This is a genomic window from Pseudomonas sp. CM27, assembly GCF_013179515.1.
GTDB lineage: Bacteria > Pseudomonadota > Gammaproteobacteria > Pseudomonadales > Pseudomonadaceae > Aquipseudomonas.
Genome location: NZ_JABMCN010000132.1, coordinates 1 through 16,540, shown reverse-complemented (window position 1 = coordinate 16,540; position 16,540 = coordinate 1). Strand labels below are relative to the sequence as shown.

Genomic DNA, 16,540 nt, shown 5'->3' with positions numbered 1-16,540 from the left:
GTGAGACGATGCGGAGGGCAGAATTCTTTTTTGTACAGGAGTTCCGCCATGAAAAAGCTCGTCCCCGACCCACCCGTCACCGATCTGCTCCTGCTCGACCCACCAAATCTCTCACTCATCGACTCGCTCAGCATCGACGACTGCAAGCGGCTGACCAGCGCTCTCACCCTGAGTATCGAGCACACCACCACTGTCCTGCTCGGCACCGACCCAGGTGACACGCGCAACGCCATGGGCATGAACATTCGCGTGCTGTGCGCGGTGATCAATGCTTTGTCCGAGCATGTACGGCAAGGGGGCAAGCGATGAGCAACGATCCAAGAGACACTTCCACCGTTGGCGCGGAAACCTTTGACCTGTTTCGCCTGCAGGCCAACGTGCCGTTCAATCATGCATTCTCCCAACTGTCAGTGCTCCTTGGCTGTATCCGGCACCTCACTACCGAGGCGGAAATGGAGAACGACCGCATTGCCGGGAGCGCGGCGCGGATACTCAGCGAGATGGCCAAGGCACTGATCGATGATATGGAGCGCGGAATGAGCAAGGTTCTTCAATAGAAGTACCTGGGGGCCGCTGTGCGGCCCATCGCCGGCAACCCAGCTCCCACACCGACCGCATCGCCCTCAAGTCAAGTGCATACCTGTGGGAGCTGGCTTGCCGGCGATTGAGGCCCTGGCAGGCCACGCCCCCATCAATCCCGATGCCACCTCGCTTCATCTGATTTGTACCAGGATTTTTCATGAAATCCGCCCAGCACCCTTGAGAGAAGCAAAGTGGAAGTGAACAATGTTCTCTTTCGCATTCCCTTCGAGACTGGCCATGAATACCCGTACCCGTCTGCTTGCCTGGTTGCTAGGCCCGTTGTTGGCGCTGTGCAGCACCCTGGCGCAGGCAGAAGCCCCTGCCGAGGCCACCAAGGCCCTGCACCTGCTGGACTACATTGGCGCCGACTACCCGCCGACCGTGCAAGACGGCAAGGTGATCGACGACAGCGAATACCGCGAGCAGCAGGAGTTCAGCGCGGTGCTGGCCGATCTGGTCAGCGGCCTGCCTGCGCATGCCGAACAGGCGGCGCTGGGCCAAGGCGTCCAGGCGCTGCGCCAAGCCATCGACCAACGTGAAGATGGCGCGACAGTCGCCAGGCAGGCGCGCCAGCTGGGTGCACGCCTGGCGGTGGCCTACGAGGTCAGCCAGGCCCCGGTGATCACCCCGGACCCGGCGCGTGGCGCTGCACTCTACGCGCAGAACTGCTCGATCTGCCACGGCGACACGGGCGCAGGTGATGGCCCGGCGGGCGTGGGGCTGGAGCCTGCACCCGCCAACCTGCGCGATGTCTCGCGCCTCGACCAGTTAAGCCTGTTCGACCTGTACAACACGCTGGCGCTGGGTATCGACGGCACCGAGATGCCGTCGTTTGCCGACCAACTGGATGACCGCCAGCGTTGGGATATCGCCGCTTATATCGCCAGCTTCACCGCCAAGCCGGAAGCCGGCAAAGGCGACAGGACATGGAACATCGCCGACCTGGCCCGCCAGACTCCGGCCGAGGTCGCTGCCAACGAAGGCGCTGCGGTGCTGGAAGCATTCCGCGCCCAGCGGGCCCAGCCGCCGCAGGTAAAACGCGGCCCGGCGCAGCTGCTCGAATACACCTCCAGCACCTTGGACAAGAGCCTGGCGGCCTACCGTGCAGGTGACCACGACCAGGCCTATGACCTGTCGGTGGCTGCCTACCTGGAGGGCTTCGAACTGGTGGAAAGCTCGCTGGACAACGTCGATACCCAAGTGCGCAAGGACACTGAAAAGTCGCTGATGGCTTATCGTCAGTCGCTGCAGGACGGGTTGCCCGTGGCCCAGGCCGAGCAACGTCTTGGCGAAGCCAAGGCCAAGCTCGACCAGGCTGCCAAGCTGCTGGGCAGTGATGGCCTCAGCTGGTCGTTGAGCTACATCTCCGGTTTGCTGATCCTGCTGCGCGAAGGCCTTGAAGCGATTCTGGTGCTGGCGGCGATCCTCGCGTTCCTGCGCAACACCGGCCAGCAATCGGCGGTGCGCAGCGTCAACGTCGGCTGGGCCCTGGCGCTGGTCGCCGGCTTCGCTACCTGGGCCCTGGCGGCCTATGTGATCGACGTGGGCGGTGCCCAGCGTGAGCTGCTGGAAGGCTGCACGGCGCTGTTTGCCGCGGTGATGGTGCTGTGGCTCGGCGTGTGGATGCACGACCGCCGTCACGCCGCCGCCTGGAAGGACTACATCAAAAGCAGCCTGGTCAGCGGCGGCGGGCGTTTCGGCTTTGCCGTGCTGGCGTTCTTCTCGGTATACCGTGAACTGTTCGAAGTGATCCTGTTCTACGAGACCCTGTGGCTGCAGGCAGGCCCTGCCGGGCATCAGGCGGTGCTGGCCGGTGGCGCTACTGCGCTGGTGCTGCTGGTGGGCCTGGCCTGGGTGATTCTGCGCGGCTCGGCCAAGCTGCCACTGACGCTGTTCTTCAGCATCAACGCCGCACTGCTGTGTGCACTGTCGGTGGTATTCGCCGGTCATGGGGTGAAGGCGTTGCAGGAAGCCGGGGTGCTGGGCACGCGGCCGGTGGCGTTCTTCGAGTTCGACTGGCTGGGGATTCACGCCGATGCCTACTCGCTGTCGGCGCAGGCGGTGGCGTTGCTGGCCATCGTGGTCCTGTACGGGCGCTCGTGGCTGGCGGAAAAGCGCAGGGCTACAGCCAACTGACCGGGGGCCGCGCTGCGGCCCATCGCCGGCAAGCCAGCTCCCACACCGACCGCATCGGCTTCAAGCCATGTGCAGTACCAGTGGGATCTGGCCACATTGGCTTCAAGCCATGTGCAGTACCAGTGGGATCTGGCCACATCGGCTTCAAACCATGTGCAGTACCAATGGGATCTGGCCACATCGGTTTCAGGCCATTCGCAGTACCTGTGGGAGCTGGCTTGCCGGCGATGGGCTGCAGCGCAGCCCCTTGCAATCTCGGCTCAGGCCGGTTGTGGCGCCTTGAGAATGTTCTGCAGTAGCTGGACACTATCTACGGCGTCATGACCCAGGCTGGTCAGATAACCGCCATCAGGTTGATCGGTCAGCCCTTTATCATACAGGCGTTGCGCTGCTGCGATCAGGGCAGGTGCGGCGTTGCTGTTTATCTTGATGCCTTCCTGGCTGCTGTCGTGTTTGAACAGCGCGAGTACTTCCAGTTCGTCGATCAGATCGGGGGTAAAAGGCATGGCGACTCCTGACTTCCAGACAAGGATTACGGCACCGTTCAACGGTGCCTGACCTTCGAGTGTAGTCGGGTTATTCGTCGTCGCCTTGATCCATCTCAGGTGGCAGCTCTGGCAGCGCTCGTAGCGCGTTCTCATACCACTCGCGGTCGAACTCGCGATCTTCCTTCAGCATGTTGTCAACCTCGAAGGCCAGCACATGGGCCATCAGGTTGAGAATGTCTTCACGCTCGTAACCGACCAGGCTCAGTTTGTTGAAGGTGGCCTTGGCTGCCGCCGGATCGCCGCTTTCAATCTGGTTTTCGATGGCCTGGGTCAGCGTCGCCTCGGCGAAGGCTTCGTCGTCATTGTCGGTGTCGGTTGGCTCGCTCATGGCGGTGCTCCTGTGATGGGATGCACAGTGTGCCATGCCCGTGGCGGCAATGCCTGGTCATCGACCGGGTGCATGACACTGGTCAGGGGCATGCGATAGGGCTATAAAAGCCGGGCCATCCCCATACGGCCTGGAGGCTGTTACCCCATGCTCAAGCTTCACGGATTCTCGGTCAGCAACTACTACAACATGGTCAAGCTGGCCCTGCTGGAAAAAGGCCTGCCCTTCGAGGAAGTCACCTTCTATGGTGGCCAGACCCCAGGCTCGCTGGAAGTCAGCCCGCGCGGCAAAGTGCCCGTACTGGAAACAGAACAGGGCTTCCTCAGCGAAACCAGCGTGATCCTCGACTACATCGAGCAGACCCAGCCCGGCAAGGCGCTGCTGCCGAGCGATGCGTTCGGGCAGGCCAAGGTGCGCGAGCTGCTGAAAGAAATCGAGCTGTACATCGAACTGCCAGCCCGTACCTGCTACGCCGAGTCGTTCTTTGGCATGTCGGTGGAACCGCTGGTCAAGGAGAAGGCCCGAGCCGACTTGCTGGCCGGGTTTGCCACGCTCAAGCGCAACGGGCGTTTTGCCCCTTATGTAGCGGGTGAGCAACTGACGCTGGCAGACCTGATGTTCTGCTTCTCGGTCGATCTGGCGTACGCGGTGGGCAAGAAGGTACTGAACATCGACTTGCTGGCGGACTTTCCGCAGGCCAAGGCGCTGCTGCAGCTGATGGGCGAGAACCCGCACATGGCGCGGATCTTGGCAGACAAGGAGGCCTCGATGCCGGCCTTCATGGAGATGATTCGTAGCGGCAAGCGCTAAAAGCTGGGGCTGCCTTGCAGCCCATCGCGACACAAGGCCGCTCCTACAGGAAATATGCGATCCCCTGTAGGAGCGGCCTTGTGTCGCGAAAGGGCCGCAAAGCGGCCCCCGGTTCAGATCAACGCGAAGCCAGCAGGGCGTTGCCACGAACAACGGCAGCACGCACCTGCGCCGGTGCAGTACCACCAATGTGGTCACGCGCATTCACCGACCCTTCCAGGGTCAGCACGGCAAACACGTCCTGCTCGATCTGGTCGCTGAACTGGCGCAGTTCGTCCAGGCTCATCTCGGCCAGGTCCTTGCCGGTGTCCACGCCGTACTTCACCGCGTGGCCAACGATCTCATGGCAGTCACGGAACGGCAGGCCACGGCGGACCAGATAGTCGGCCAGGTCGGTGGCGGTCGAGAAACCGCGCAGGGCCGCTTCACGCATGATGGCGTGCTTGGGCTTGATCGCCGGGATCATGTCGGCAAAGGCGCGCAGCGAGTCGCGCAGGGTGTCGGCGGCGTCGAACAGCGGTTCCTTGTCTTCCTGATTGTCCTTGTTGTAGGCCAGCGGCTGGCCCTTCATCAGGGTCAGCAGGCCGGTCAGGGCGCCGAACACGCGGCCGGTCTTGCCGCGTACCAGCTCTGGCACGTCCGGGTTCTTTTTCTGCGGCATGATCGAGCTGCCGGTGCAGAAGCGATCGGGCAGGTCGATGAACTGGAACTGCGCGCTGGTCCACAGCACCAGCTCTTCGGAGAAGCGCGACAGGTGCATCATCGCGACGCTGGCTGCGGCGCAGAATTCGATGGCGAAGTCACGGTCCGAAACGCCGTCCAGCGAGTTGCCGGCCACGGCTTCGAAGCCCAGCAGCTTGCAGGTGAGTTCACGGTCGATCGGGTAGGTGGTGCCCGCCAGTGCGGCGCTGCCCAGGGGCATGCGGTTGGTGCGTTTGCGGCAGTCGACCAGGCGCTCGTAGTCGCGGCTGAGCATCTCGAACCAGGCCAGCAGGTGGTGGCCGAAGGTGACCGGCTGGGCCGTCTGCAGGTGGGTGAAGCCAGGCATGATGGTTTCGGCTTCACGCTCGGCCTGCTCCAGCAGGCCCTGCTGCAGGCGGGTGATTTCGGCCAGGATCAGGTCGATTTCGTCACGCAGCCACAGGCGGATGTCGGTGGCCACCTGGTCGTTGCGGCTACGGCCGGTGTGCAGCTTCTTGCCGGTGATGCCGATGCGGTCGGTGAGGCGCGCCTCGATGTTCATGTGCACGTCTTCGAGGTCGACGCGCCAGTCGAAGTTGCCGGCCTCGATCTCGCCCTGGATGGTATTCAGGCCATCAATGATGGTATCGCGCTCGGCATCGCTGAGCACGCCGACCTGCGCCAGCATGGTGGCATGGGCGATCGAACCCATGATGTCGTGGCGGTACAGGCGCTTGTCGAAGTCGACCGAGGCGGTGAAACGGGCGACGAATGCGTCGACGGGCTCACTGAAGCGGCCGCCCCAGGACTGATTGGTCTTGTCGGTGCTCATGGATTCACTCATTGCAGGCGTGAACGAAAAAGTGGCGCCGATGATAGCAGGGTTGGGCTGGCTGCCGCAGGGCGCCGGTCGACAGAAATGCCCGGAAAACGGCGCTGAAGGATTTCAAGGAATGAACGGCAGTGTTCCACGGACCGTCTACAGTTGGACAGAGGACTGGCGGTGAATCTGCCAGCCGAGTGAATCTTTGGCCATCGCACCGGTCTAGAGCGTGACCGCAGTGTCGCTCGAACCACACCTGTCTACGCTATACCTGTGCGAGACTCATTCAGGAATCCAGCGCAATTATGAATGTCCTGATCGTTGATGACGAACCCCAAGACCGTGAACGGCTCACCCGGCTGCTCGGCGAACTGGAGGGTTACACCGTACTGGAGCCCAGCGCCACCAACGGCGAGGAGGCCCTGGCGCTGATCGAAAGCCTCAAGCCCGATGTGGTCCTGCTGGACATCGGCATGCCAGGCCTGGACGGCCTGCAGGTTGCTGCTCGCCTGTGCGAGCGCGAGGCGCCGCCGGCGGTGGTGTTTTGCACCGGTGACGATGAATACGGTGCCGAGGCTTTCAAGGACAGTACCCTCAGCCATGTAACCAAGCCTTTCCACGGCCAGGCGCTGCGCGATGCCTTGCGCAAGGCCGAAAAACCCAACCGCGCCCAGTTGGCGGCGCTCACCCGGCCGGCCAATGAAGGTGGCGGCCCGCGTAGCCACATCAGTGCCCGCACGCGCAAAGGGATCGAGTTGATCCCGCTGCCCCAGGTGATCTATTTCATCGCCGACCACAAGTACGTGACCTTGCGCCATGAAGCCGGGGAAGTGCTGCTCGACGAGCCGCTCAAAGCCCTGGAAGACGAGTTCGGCGAACGCTTCGTGCGCATCCACCGCAACGCGCTGGTCGCCCGTGAGCGTATCGAACGCCTGCAGCGTACCCCGCTGGGGCATTTCCAGCTGTACCTCAAGGGCCTGGATGGCGATGCCCTCACTGTCAGCCGGCGCCATGTGGCCGGTGTACGCAAGATGATGCAGACCCTCTAAACCTGCACCGGCCCATCGCCGGCAAGCCAGCTCCCACAGGTGAAGCGCCAACCTTGAACCTTGCAGGGGACCTGTGGGAGTTGGCTTGCCGGCGATTGGGCCGGTACAGGCAAGTACAGGATCCTGATCCGTATCTGCTAGCGATACCAGCGATGCTGTTATCATCGACAGCATTTCTCTGGATCGGGGCGTTTCATGTCCACTCGCGAAATCCGCATTGCCACCCGTAAAAGTGCCTTGGCCCTGTGGCAGGCCGAATACGTCAAAGCCCGCCTCGAACAGGCTCACCCCGGGCTGCTGGTAACCCTGGTGCCCATGGTCAGCCGTGGTGACAAGCTGCTCGACGCGCCGCTGGCGAAAATCGGCGGCAAGGGCCTGTTCGTCAAGGAACTGGAAACCGCCCTGCTGGACAACGAGGCCGACATCGCCGTGCACTCGATGAAGGACGTGCCCATGGACTTCCCCGAAGGCCTGGGCCTGTTCTGCATCTGCGAGCGCGAAGACCCGCGCGATGCCTTCGTGTCCAACCGTTTCGCCAGCCTCGAAGCATTGCCTGCCGGCAGCATCGTCGGCACCTCCAGCCTGCGGCGCCAGGCGCAGTTGCTGGCGCGCCGCCCGGACCTGCAAATCCGCTTCCTGCGCGGCAACGTCAACACCCGCCTGGCCAAGCTGGATGCCGGCGAGTACGACGCCATCATCCTCGCCGCCGCCGGCCTGATCCGCCTGGGCTTCGAAGACCGTATCACCGCCAATATCAGCGTCGACGACAGCCTGCCGGCTGGCGGCCAGGGGGCGGTAGGCATCGAATGCCGTAGCGCGGACCAGGAAATCCACGCCCTGCTGGCGCCACTGCACCATGTCGATACCGCCGACCGGGTGGTGGCCGAACGCGCCCTGAACAAACACCTGAATGGTGGCTGCCAAGTGCCGATCGCCTGCTACGCGGTGCTCGAAGGCGATCAACTCTGGCTGCGTGGCCTGGTCGGCCAGCCCAGCGGAGGTACCCTGTTGGTGGCCGATGCCCGCGCTCCCCGCGCGGCCGCCGAAAGCCTGGGCGTACAAGTGGCCGAAGACCTGCTGGGCCAGGGCGCCGAGGCCATCCTCAAGGAAGTCTATGGCGAGGCCGGCCACCCGTGAGTGAATGGCGCCTGTTGCTGACCCGGCCTGCCGAGGACTGCGAGGCGCTGGCGCAATGCCTGGCGGCAGCGGGGGTGGGCAGTAGCTGCCTGCCGTTGCTGGCGCTGGAGCCTGTGGCTGTGGATGCCCGGCAACGCCTGCTGCTGGAAAGCCTGCATGGCTTTGCCGCGATCATCGTGGTCAGCAAACCGGCCGCCAGGCTGTTGCTCGAGCAACTGGCCGAGGCTGGCCTGCGGCCTCCACAGCAGGGCTGGTTCACCGTGGGCGAGGCCACCGCCGCAGTACTGCAGGGCGCAGGCCTCGAGGTAAGCTTCCCGCCGCGTGGTGATGACAGCGAGGCCTTGCTGGCCATGCCTGGCCTGCACCAGGCGCTGGAGGTGGCAGCGCCATGCGTCTTGATCGTTCGTGGCGTCGGAGGTCGCGAACTGCTGGCAGAGCGTCTTGCACAGCAAGGTGCTAGTGTCGATTATCTGGAACTGTATCGTCGCTGCCTTCCGGCTTACCCGCCGGGCACGCTGATGCGCCGCATCGAAGCGGAACGCCTCAATGGCCTGGTGGTCAGCAGTGGGCAGGGTTTTGAACACTTGCAGCAAATGGCCGGCGCCGATTGGCCGCAGCTGGCACAGCTGCCGCTGTTCGTGCCAAGCCCGCGGGTCGCCGAACAGGCCAGGGCCGCCGGGGCCCAACAGGTTGTGGATTGCCGTGGCGCCAGTGCCACGGCCTTGCTGGCAGCCGTGCAGCGCAGCGCTGCACCTGCCTCTTAAGGCGCTAAGCTGAACGCGATGCGCCCCCATGCAAAGGATGGATACGTGAGCGAGACTGTCTTGTCCAATAACGATCAGCCGTCGGCACAGACGCCGGCGGACCCCGTTGCCCCGCCTCCTGCCAAGCGCTCTGGCAGTGGCCTGGCAGCACTGGCCCTGCTATTGGGCGCGGCCGGGGTCGCAGTAGGTGGCTGGGGTGTCTGGCAGGTGCGTCAACTGCAAGGCAGCGAGTTCAACCAGGGCCAGCACCTCGAGGCGCTGAACCAGCGCACCGAAGCCCTGCAGCAACGCGAGCAGCAAATCAGCGCGCAGCTGGCCAGCCTGCCGGCAGCCAGTGAGCTGGAAGACCGCCGCCGCCTGGTGGCGCAGCTGCAAGGCGACCAGCAGCGTCTCAGCCAGCGTCTGGAAACCGTGCTTGGCGAGAGCCGCAAGGAATGGCGCCTGGCCGAGGCCGAGCACCTGTTGCGCCTGGCGACCCTGCGCCTGTCGGCCCTGCAGGACATCACCAGTGCCAAGGCGCTGGTCGAGGGCGCCGACGAAATCCTGCGCGAGCAAAGCGATCCGGGCGCCTTCGCTGCCCGCGAGCAACTGGCACGCAGCCTGGCCACGCTCAACAGCACCCAGCAGCCTGACCGTACCGGCCTGTTCCTGAAGCTGGCCGCGCAGCGTGAGCTGGTGCAGCAGCTCAGCGCCCAGTCGCCCGAATTCGACAGCAATGCCGATGCCCTGGGTGCCCTGACCTCAGACGGTGATGGTGCCAGCCGCCTGTCGCAGTGGTGGGCTGAGATCTCCAAGTACTTCCAGATCGACTTCAACGCCGATGACAACGTGCGGCCGCTGTTGGCCGGGCAGCAACTGAACCAGCTGCGCCTGGCCCTGAGCCTGACCATCGAACAGGCCCAGTGGGCCGCGCTCAATGGTGACGCCAAGGTCTACAGCCAGGCGCTGGACGATGCCCGCAGCGTGCTGCTGGCCAACTTCAACGCCGACAACCCGCAAAGCAAGGCCATGCTCGACAGCCTCAATGCCCTGGCCGACCAGCCGGTGTCGGTGGTCACGCCTGACCTCAGCGAAAGCCTGGCTTCGGTGCAGGCCTATATCCAGCGCCGTCATCTGCCGGCCGAGGCCGGAGGGGGCAAGCCATGAAGCGTGTCTACCTGCTGGCGGTGCTGGCGATCGTGATCGCAGCGGCGCTGGGCATTGCTGTCGCCAAGCACAGCGGCTATGTGCTGGTTTCCTATGGCAGCTTCCGCTATCAGTCCGGGCTTTGGGCAGCCTTGGCCGGCTTGGTGGCCGTGGTCGCGGTGCTGTGGTTGCTGCGTTACCTGGTGGGCCTGGTGCTGACCTCCAGTGGCGTGGTCAACCCATGGTCGCGGCGTAACCGCAGCCGGCGTATCCGCCTGTCCATCGAACAGGGCCAGCTGGATCTCGCCGAGGGCCGTTGGGCCAGCGCTCAGCGCCACCTGCACCGTGCCGCCGAGGCCGAGCGGCAGCCGCTGCTGTACTACCTGGGTGCCGCGCGGGCGGCCAACGAGCAAGGCCGTACCGAAGACAGCGACAACCTGCTGGAGCGAGCCCTGGAGCGCCAACCGCAAGCTGAACTGGCCATCGCCCTGACCCACGCCCAGTTGCAGATGGACCGTGGCGAAAGTGATGGTGCCCTGGAAACCCTGCTGGCCATGCAGGAACGTCACCCGCACAACAGCCAGGTGCTGCGCCTGCTGCAGCGCCTGTACCTGGAGCGCGGCGACTGGTCGGCACTGATCCGCCTGTTGCCCGACCTGCGCAAGGGCAAGGTTTTGCCGGCTTCCGAGCTGGCGGCGCTGGAGCAACGCGCCTGGGGCCAGAACCTGAGCCTGGCGACGACCCGTGGCGAGGACGCGCAAGCTGCACGTCAGGCCCTGGAGCGAGCCTGGCAGCAGTTGACTGCGGCCCAGCGCCAGGAGCCGCAACTGGTGCTGGCCTATGCCGAGCAGTTGCGCCAGGTGGGCGCCGAAAGCGAAGCCGAGCAGGTGTTGCGCACGGCCCTCAAGCGAGACTACGAAAGCCACCTGGCACGCCTGTACGGCCTGGTGCGCGGTGACGACCCTGCACGCCAACTGCAAACCGCCGAAGGCTGGTTGAAGGCTCACCCGCAAGACGCCAGCCTGCTGCTGACCCTGGGCCGCCTGAGCCTGCAGAACCGTCTGTGGGGCAAGGCGCGTGACTACCTTGAAAGCAGCCTGCGCATGGAGCGCAACCCCGAGGCCTGTGCCGAGCTGGCCCGCTTGCTTGCCGGCCTGGGCGAGACCGAACGCAGCAACCAGCTATTCCAGGAGGGCCTCGGCCTGCTGGACGAGCGTCTGCTGGCCCTGCCTTTGCCAGAAGGCGTACGCGCCTGACCTACCCCATGGCCCGCGCCAAGGTGCGGGCCATGGGGGCGGGTAGCTTTTCCATTGATGTAAGTCATATCTGCCGTCCTTTTCTTCAGACGTTTCCTACCGCTCTGGTAGAAATATCCTTCGCGACTCAGCGACTTCTCGCTACTGTCTCGCCTTGAAACAAAGCGCGTCGTTCCTCTACTGTTTCAAGCCACTACATTTTCCCCGGACTTTCCCCGCCCATGCTGCCGGCCCGTTTGCGCACATTTTTTCTTCCTGCCTGCCTGGCCGCACTGACGGTACTGGCCGCGTCCTTCCAGCTTGAAAACATGCTCGGGCTGGTGCCGTGCCCGTTGTGCCTCAGTCAGCGGTTGGTGCTTGGCGTGTATGCGTTGCTGTGCCTGGCGGCGGTGTTGCAGGCACCAGGCGGGCAGGGCATCCGGCATTACGCGCGGGCGACGTTGGGCTGCTCCCTGGCCGGCGCGTTGCTGGCCGCACGGCATGTCTGGTTGCAGGGTGCCGATGGGGCGAGCCATGGCTGCCCCGTGCCGATCGGGCGGTTGCTCGAGCAATCCTGGGGCGAGGCTGCCCGGCAACTGTTGCTCGGTGGCCCGGGTTGCCACTCGCTGACCTGGAGCTTTCTTGACCTCACCCTGCCCGAGTGGAGCCTGCTGGCCTTTCTGCTTTTGGCGATGCTGCCCTTGAGCTGCCTGCTGGCGTATCGTTTCCGCAGCCTGGCAAGAACCTGACCTGGCGCAAGGCGGGGCCATTAGTGCGACCAATGGCGATATCACCGGGTATTAAACACTTGTATGAACTTAGTCTGCTGCGTACCTTGAAGGGCAGGCCGTGCGGGAATAATCTCCCAGCACGCATACTGAAAACACAACTGCTCGATGCCGTCCTGCTGATGTCACCTTTGTGCTTCGTCTTCGTCGCGCGAGGTGCAGCGGCATCTACCCAGAAGGGAAGAGATCGCCATGCTCGATAGTTGTCAGAACGCCCAGGAACGCTGGGGTGGGGTTCATGATCTGATCGACCGTTGGCTGAAGGAGCGCCAGGAACTGGTGCAGGCTTTCCGCGCACTGCGCGATTTGAAGCCGGCCTTCGCCGACAAGGACACGAACGGGGATTTTTGCGGCCTGCTGGTCGACTACGTTTCGGCGTGGCATTTCGAAGTCTGCGAGCAGCTGGTCAGTGAGGCCAAGGCGTTCGATGACCAGAAGGCGCTGAAGCTGGCCGAGGAGATCAACCCGCGGATCAACGACAGCACCCAGATCGCATTGGCGTTCAATGATCATTGCGCCAAGGGCGAATGCAAGGACACCGAGCGTTTCGCCGAGAAGCTGACCAAGTTGGGCGCTCTGTTGCACGAGCGCTTCGAGCTTGAAGACTGCCTGATCGAGGTATTGCACAACGCCCACAAGGAAGAAGGTGCGGTCGAGGCCTGAGGGCGTGCGTCAGTCGCCAACCGCCAGCAGCTCGATTTCGAATACCAGTGGCGTGTAGGGTGCAATCAAGTCACCCGCGCCCTCGGCACCGTAGGCTTGTGCTGACGGAATCACCAGGCGCCATTTGGCGCCAGCGTGCATCTGCGGCAATGCCACTTGCCAGCCTTCGATTACCGAGTCCAGGCTGAACCACTGAGGGGTCTGGTTCTGGTCGAACACCGAGCCATCCGGCAGCCTGCCTACATAGCGCACCTGTACCTTCCCGCCCGGTTTCGGCTGCGCGCCAGTGCCAGCTTGCAGTTCGCTGTACAGCACACCTTCCGGTAATTCATGCATGCCGTAACGCCCGCGCTCATTGGCCATGAAGCGTGTTTCGGCAGCCTGCAACTTTTGCGTGGCGGCATCGCCTTCCTGTGTTTCGTGCTGCTGGAGCACGGCCTGCATGCGTGCCTTGTCCAGCTTCAAAGGTTGGCCCTGGTAGGACTGGCGCAGCCCCTCGACCAGCGCATCCAGCTGCAGGCCTGGCATGTCCTGACGCAGCCGCTCGCCCAGGCTGGCGCCCAGGCTGTAGGCAAGGTCGTGCTCATCGCTGTCCGCCAGGGCGATGGGTGCCAGCAGGCACAAACCTAAAACAAGATATCGAGGCATGGTCGGCTCCTGGCGCGCAGTCCGTGTAGGAGCGGCCTTGTGTCGCGATAGGGGTGCGAAGCGCCCCCAGGGTTTGTGCATCAAGCTGATATTGCCGGGGCCGCTTTGCGGCCCATCGCGACACAAGGCCGCTCCTACAGGGATGCGTTGCAAGGCAACTGGCAAATATCAGCAATGATTAATTCTGCAACTACACTTTCATGCAGCTGCAAGATAACAACTTTGCCCAGGCATGCAACGCGGCGTAAATATTACTGTCAACATGCCCTAGCGGCGGTAGCAGCAGAAGCATAGTATGAGCCGCAATCTCGTCAGCCAGGAGGTAAACCATGTCGGCCAAGAAGAAGCCAGTAAGTACGCCGTTGCACCTGCTCCAGCAACTTTCGGGCAGCCTGCTCGAACACTTGGAAGATGCCTGCTCACAAGCGCTGGCTGATGCGGAGAAACTGCTGGCCAAGTTGGAAAAGCAGCGTGGCAAGGCTCAGGAAAAACTGCACAACGGTCGCCTGAAACTTCAGGATTCGGCCAAGGCAGGTAAAGCCAAGGCGCAGAACAAGGCGCAAAAAGCCATCGGCGAACTTGAAGACCTGCTCGATTCCCTCAAGGAACGTCAGACCCAGACTCGCGCGTATATCCAGCAACTCAAGCGTGATGCTCAGGACAGCCTGAAACTGGCCCAGGGTGTAGGCAAGGTTCGCGAAGCAGCTGCCAAGGCGCTTGATCAGCGCGCCGCCAAGACCACCAAGCCAGCTGCGGCCAAGCCAGCGACCAGAGCTACTGCTGGGGCGAAACCTGCGGCCAAGCCAGCTGCCAGAACTGCTGCTGCTGCCAAGCCAGCTGCCAGAACTGCTGCTGCGGCGAAGCCTGCAGCCAAGCCAGCTGCCAAAGCCGCTGCTGCAGCCAAACCTGCAGCCAAGCCAGCTACCAAAGCCGCTGCTGCAGCCAAACCTGCGGCCAAGCCAGCTGCCAAAGCCGCTGCTTCAGCCAAACCTGCGGCCAAGCCAGCTGCCAAGGCCGCTGCTTCAGCCAAACCTGCGGCCAAGCCAGCTGCCAAAGCTGCTGCAGCCAAACCAGCGGCCAAGCCAGCAGCCAAAGCTACTGCTGCGGCCAAGCCGGCGCCAGCGAAAGCCGCTGCCGCCAAGCCAGCTGCAAAACCAGCTGCCGCCAAGGCACCGGCACGTACAGCGGCCAAACCCGCTGCAAAGCCAGCCGCCGCCAAACCGGCCGCCAGCAAGCCAGCCGAAGCCAAACCGTCTACGCCCGCCAGCACCCCGGCCACTGCGACCAACTCAGCTTCTCCGGCAGCTTCGACAGGCGCTTCGGCACCTGCCAGCACCCCGGCTCAGGCACCTTCTTCGGCGTCCTGAAGCGCGGCCGCCGCGACGCGCAACCGACCCAGCGCGTCGTGGTGCCGAGCCTGTTCCGGCGCCAGCCGGGTCAGCCAATCGTCCGTGGGCTCAGCCGAGTCCGCGGGCCACTGTAGCGAGCGTTTCTGCAAGCGCTCCAGCAAGGCCTTCTCGGCCTGCAGCTCCAACCCCTTGACCTGATCACGCAAGGTCGCCAGCTGCGCATCATCCTGCGCTGCAGCTCGCCATTGCTGGCGCAAGGTGCGTAAGGGGGTGACCACTTCTTGCTGCCAGCGCTGGGCAACCTCGCGCAGCGCCTGCACGCGCGCGTCCCCCACCGCTACCCCACGTGCTTGCAGCCAGGTTGCGCACAGCAGCAGGCAGACATCGCCACCCAGCGCCTGCAGGTCAAGGCAGGCGGCCTCTACGCCGGGCTTGGTATACAGGGCCAGGGCGTGATTCCACAGGTCGGTGTGCATGGTTCCACTCGCGCTATGGGCCGAGGAAGCTGGTAGACTCCGCGACCATCATGATCAGACTATCCAACCTCACTTTACAGCGTGGTCCGCAGCGCTTGCTAGATGGCGCCGAGATGACCCTGCACGCCGGTCACAAGGCCGGCCTGATCGGCGCCAACGGTGCCGGAAAATCCAGCCTGTTCGCCTTGCTGCGCGGTGAGCTGTCGCCCGATGGCGGCGATTGCCTGCTGCCCGGTGACTGGCGCATTGCCCACATGCGCCAGGAGGTCGACACCCTCGACCGCCTGGCCGTGGACTATGTGCTCGACGGCGACGTGCGCCTGCGCAAGGTCCAGGCCGAACTGGCGGTGGCCGAGCAAGCCCACGACGGCACCGCCCTGGCACGCCTGCACAGTGAGCTGGAAAGCGCCGACGGTTATACCGCCGACGCCCGTGCGCGCAAGTTGCTGGCGGGCCTGGGCTTCACCAACGAGCAGATGGATCGCCGCGTCGGCGACTTTTCCGGTGGCTGGCGGATGCGCCTGAACCTGGCCCAGGCATTGATGTGCCCTTCCGACCTGCTGCTGCTCGACGAGCCCACCAACCACCTGGACCTGGATGCCATCCTGTGGCTTGAAGACTGGCTCAAGGGCTACCCCGGCACGCTGTTGCTGATCTCCCACGACCGCGACTTCCTGGATGCCGTGGTCGACCATGTGCTGCACGTCGAACAGCGCAAGCTGAACCTTTACAAGGGCGGCTACAGCGCCTTCGAACGCACCCGTGCCGAACGCCTGGCGCAACAGCAGCAAGCCTACGAGAAGCAGCAGGCGCAGCGCGCGCACATGGAAAAGTACATCGCCCGCTTCAAGGCGCAAGCCACCAAGGCCCGCCAGGCTCAAAGCCGGATCAAGGCCCTGGAGCGCATGGAGGAGCTGTCTGCGGCGCATGTCGATTCGCCGTTCGACTTCGTCTTCCGCGAATCGCAGAAAATCTCCAGCCCGTTGCTGAGCATGTCCGAAGGCCGCCTGGGTTATGGTGACAAGGCCATCCTCGACAAGGTCAAGCTGCAGCTCACACCGGGTGCGCGTATCGGCCTGCTCGGCCCCAACGGTGCGGGCAAGTCGACCCTGATCAAGAACCTCGCCGGCGAGCTCGAACCGCTGTCCGGCCGCCTGGTACGTGGCGAAAACCTGGCCGTTGGCTATTTCGCCCAGCACCAGCTGGACTCGCTGGACGACAAGGCCAGCCCGCTGCTGCACCTGCAGCGCATTGCCCCCACCGAGCGCGAACAGACCCTGCGCGACTTTCTGGGTGGTTTCGACTTCCACGGTGCCCGCACCGACGAGCCGGTAGTGAATTTCTCCGGTGGCGAAAAGGCCCGCCTGGCGCTGGCCCTTATCGCTTGGGAGCGGCCGA

18 protein-coding genes are annotated in these 16,540 nt (G+C 63.9%); 13 read left to right on the top strand and 5 right to left on the bottom strand.

Annotated elements, in window-relative coordinates:
* The first annotated feature begins 48 nt into the window (after positions 1–48).
* The 3 genes from HP547_RS17070 to HP547_RS17060 all read left to right on the top strand — a co-directional run bounded on the left by HP547_RS17070 (position 49) and on the right by HP547_RS17060 (position 2,718).
* Positions 49–309 (top strand): hypothetical protein, encoded by a 261-nt coding sequence (locus HP547_RS17070; RefSeq protein ID WP_172225488.1) that lies wholly within the window; start codon positions 49–51, stop codon positions 307–309.
* Complete coding sequence (locus tag HP547_RS17065; RefSeq protein ID WP_172225485.1) at positions 306–557, top strand: DUF3077 domain-containing protein; 252 nt, start codon at positions 306–308, stop codon at positions 555–557. Before HP547_RS17070 ends, HP547_RS17065 begins: the two co-directional genes overlap by 4 nt.
* A gap of 229 nt (positions 558–786) precedes the next feature.
* On the top strand, positions 787–2,718 hold the full coding sequence (locus HP547_RS17060; RefSeq protein WP_172286907.1) for an FTR1 family protein: 1,932 nt from the start codon (positions 787–789) through the stop codon (positions 2,716–2,718).
* 260 nt (positions 2,719–2,978) lie between these two features.
* Here HP547_RS17060 and HP547_RS17055 read toward each other — a convergent pair whose 3' ends face one another.
* Together HP547_RS17055 and HP547_RS17050 are read right to left on the bottom strand one after the other, a co-directional pair.
* The gene (locus HP547_RS17055; protein WP_172225479.1) at positions 2,979–3,224 is read right to left on the bottom strand and encodes a TIGR02647 family protein; all 246 of its coding nucleotides are present in this window, start codon (positions 3,222–3,224) and stop codon (positions 2,979–2,981) included.
* 70 nt (positions 3,225–3,294) lie between these two features.
* Entirely contained in the window at positions 3,295–3,594 is a 300-nt protein-coding gene (locus HP547_RS17050; protein ID WP_172286906.1) for a hypothetical protein, read from the bottom strand.
* Positions 3,595–3,741: 147 nt separating this feature from the next.
* On the opposite strand from HP547_RS17050, the gene HP547_RS17045 reads away from it, so the two are divergent.
* Entirely contained in the window at positions 3,742–4,404 is a 663-nt protein-coding gene (locus HP547_RS17045) for a glutathione S-transferase (RefSeq protein ID WP_172286905.1), read from the top strand.
* A 118-nt stretch (positions 4,405–4,522) separates the two neighbouring features.
* Here HP547_RS17045 and argH read toward each other — a convergent pair whose 3' ends face one another.
* Complete coding sequence (argH, locus tag HP547_RS17040; RefSeq protein ID WP_172286904.1) at positions 4,523–5,917, bottom strand: argininosuccinate lyase; 1,395 nt, start codon at positions 5,915–5,917, stop codon at positions 4,523–4,525.
* 296 nt (positions 5,918–6,213) lie between these two features.
* Here argH and HP547_RS17035 point away from each other — a divergent pair, with 296 nt between their 5' ends.
* From HP547_RS17035 to rsd, 7 genes are all read left to right on the top strand, one after another.
* A complete protein-coding gene (locus HP547_RS17035) occupies positions 6,214–6,957 on the top strand; it encodes a LytTR family DNA-binding domain-containing protein (RefSeq protein WP_172225467.1) in 744 nt (247 codons plus the stop codon).
* Between the two features lie 195 nt (positions 6,958–7,152).
* Positions 7,153–8,094, top strand: coding sequence for a hydroxymethylbilane synthase (hemC, locus tag HP547_RS17030; protein WP_172225464.1), 942 nt, complete (start codon positions 7,153–7,155; stop codon positions 8,092–8,094).
* Positions 8,091–8,858 carry a uroporphyrinogen-III synthase gene (locus HP547_RS29700; RefSeq protein ID WP_372242900.1) on the top strand — a complete coding sequence of 256 codons (768 nt, stop codon included), beginning with the start codon at positions 8,091–8,093 and terminating at the stop codon, positions 8,856–8,858. The genes hemC and HP547_RS29700 overlap by 4 nt, the downstream gene beginning before the upstream one ends.
* 45 nt (positions 8,859–8,903) lie before the next feature.
* Positions 8,904–10,004 carry a uroporphyrinogen-III C-methyltransferase gene (locus HP547_RS29695; protein ID WP_372242899.1) on the top strand — a complete coding sequence of 367 codons (1,101 nt, stop codon included), beginning with the start codon at positions 8,904–8,906 and terminating at the stop codon, positions 10,002–10,004.
* Complete coding sequence (locus HP547_RS17020) at positions 10,001–11,239, top strand: heme biosynthesis protein HemY (protein ID WP_172225461.1); 1,239 nt, start codon at positions 10,001–10,003, stop codon at positions 11,237–11,239. Before HP547_RS29695 ends, HP547_RS17020 begins: the two co-directional genes overlap by 4 nt.
* A 221-nt stretch (positions 11,240–11,460) precedes the next feature.
* Positions 11,461–11,967 carry a disulfide bond formation protein B gene (locus HP547_RS17015; RefSeq protein WP_172225458.1) on the top strand — a complete coding sequence of 169 codons (507 nt, stop codon included), beginning with the start codon at positions 11,461–11,463 and terminating at the stop codon, positions 11,965–11,967.
* Between the two features lie 231 nt (positions 11,968–12,198).
* Positions 12,199–12,669 carry a sigma D regulator gene (gene rsd, locus HP547_RS17010; RefSeq protein ID WP_172225456.1) on the top strand — a complete coding sequence of 157 codons (471 nt, stop codon included), beginning with the start codon at positions 12,199–12,201 and terminating at the stop codon, positions 12,667–12,669.
* A 9-nt stretch (positions 12,670–12,678) separates the two neighbouring features.
* Here rsd and HP547_RS17005 read toward each other — a convergent pair whose 3' ends face one another.
* The gene (locus tag HP547_RS17005; RefSeq protein ID WP_172286903.1) at positions 12,679–13,317 is read right to left on the bottom strand and encodes an FKBP-type peptidyl-prolyl cis-trans isomerase; all 639 of its coding nucleotides are present in this window, start codon (positions 13,315–13,317) and stop codon (positions 12,679–12,681) included.
* Positions 13,318–13,646: 329 nt separating this feature from the next.
* Between HP547_RS17005 and HP547_RS17000 the strand changes: the two genes are divergently transcribed.
* A complete protein-coding gene (locus HP547_RS17000; protein ID WP_172286902.1) occupies positions 13,647–14,684 on the top strand; it encodes an AlgP family protein in 1,038 nt (345 codons plus the stop codon).
* Here the strand turns inward: HP547_RS17000 and HP547_RS16995 are convergent.
* Positions 14,660–15,142 (bottom strand): TIGR02444 family protein, encoded by a 483-nt coding sequence (locus tag HP547_RS16995; protein ID WP_172286901.1) that lies wholly within the window; start codon positions 15,140–15,142, stop codon positions 14,660–14,662. The genes HP547_RS17000 and HP547_RS16995 overlap by 25 nt on opposite strands.
* A gap of 50 nt (positions 15,143–15,192) precedes the next feature.
* On the opposite strand from HP547_RS16995, the gene HP547_RS16990 reads away from it, so the two are divergent.
* A partial coding sequence (locus HP547_RS16990; RefSeq protein WP_172286900.1) for an ABC-F family ATP-binding cassette domain-containing protein occupies positions 15,193–16,540 on the top strand: 1,348 nt, incomplete at its 3' end.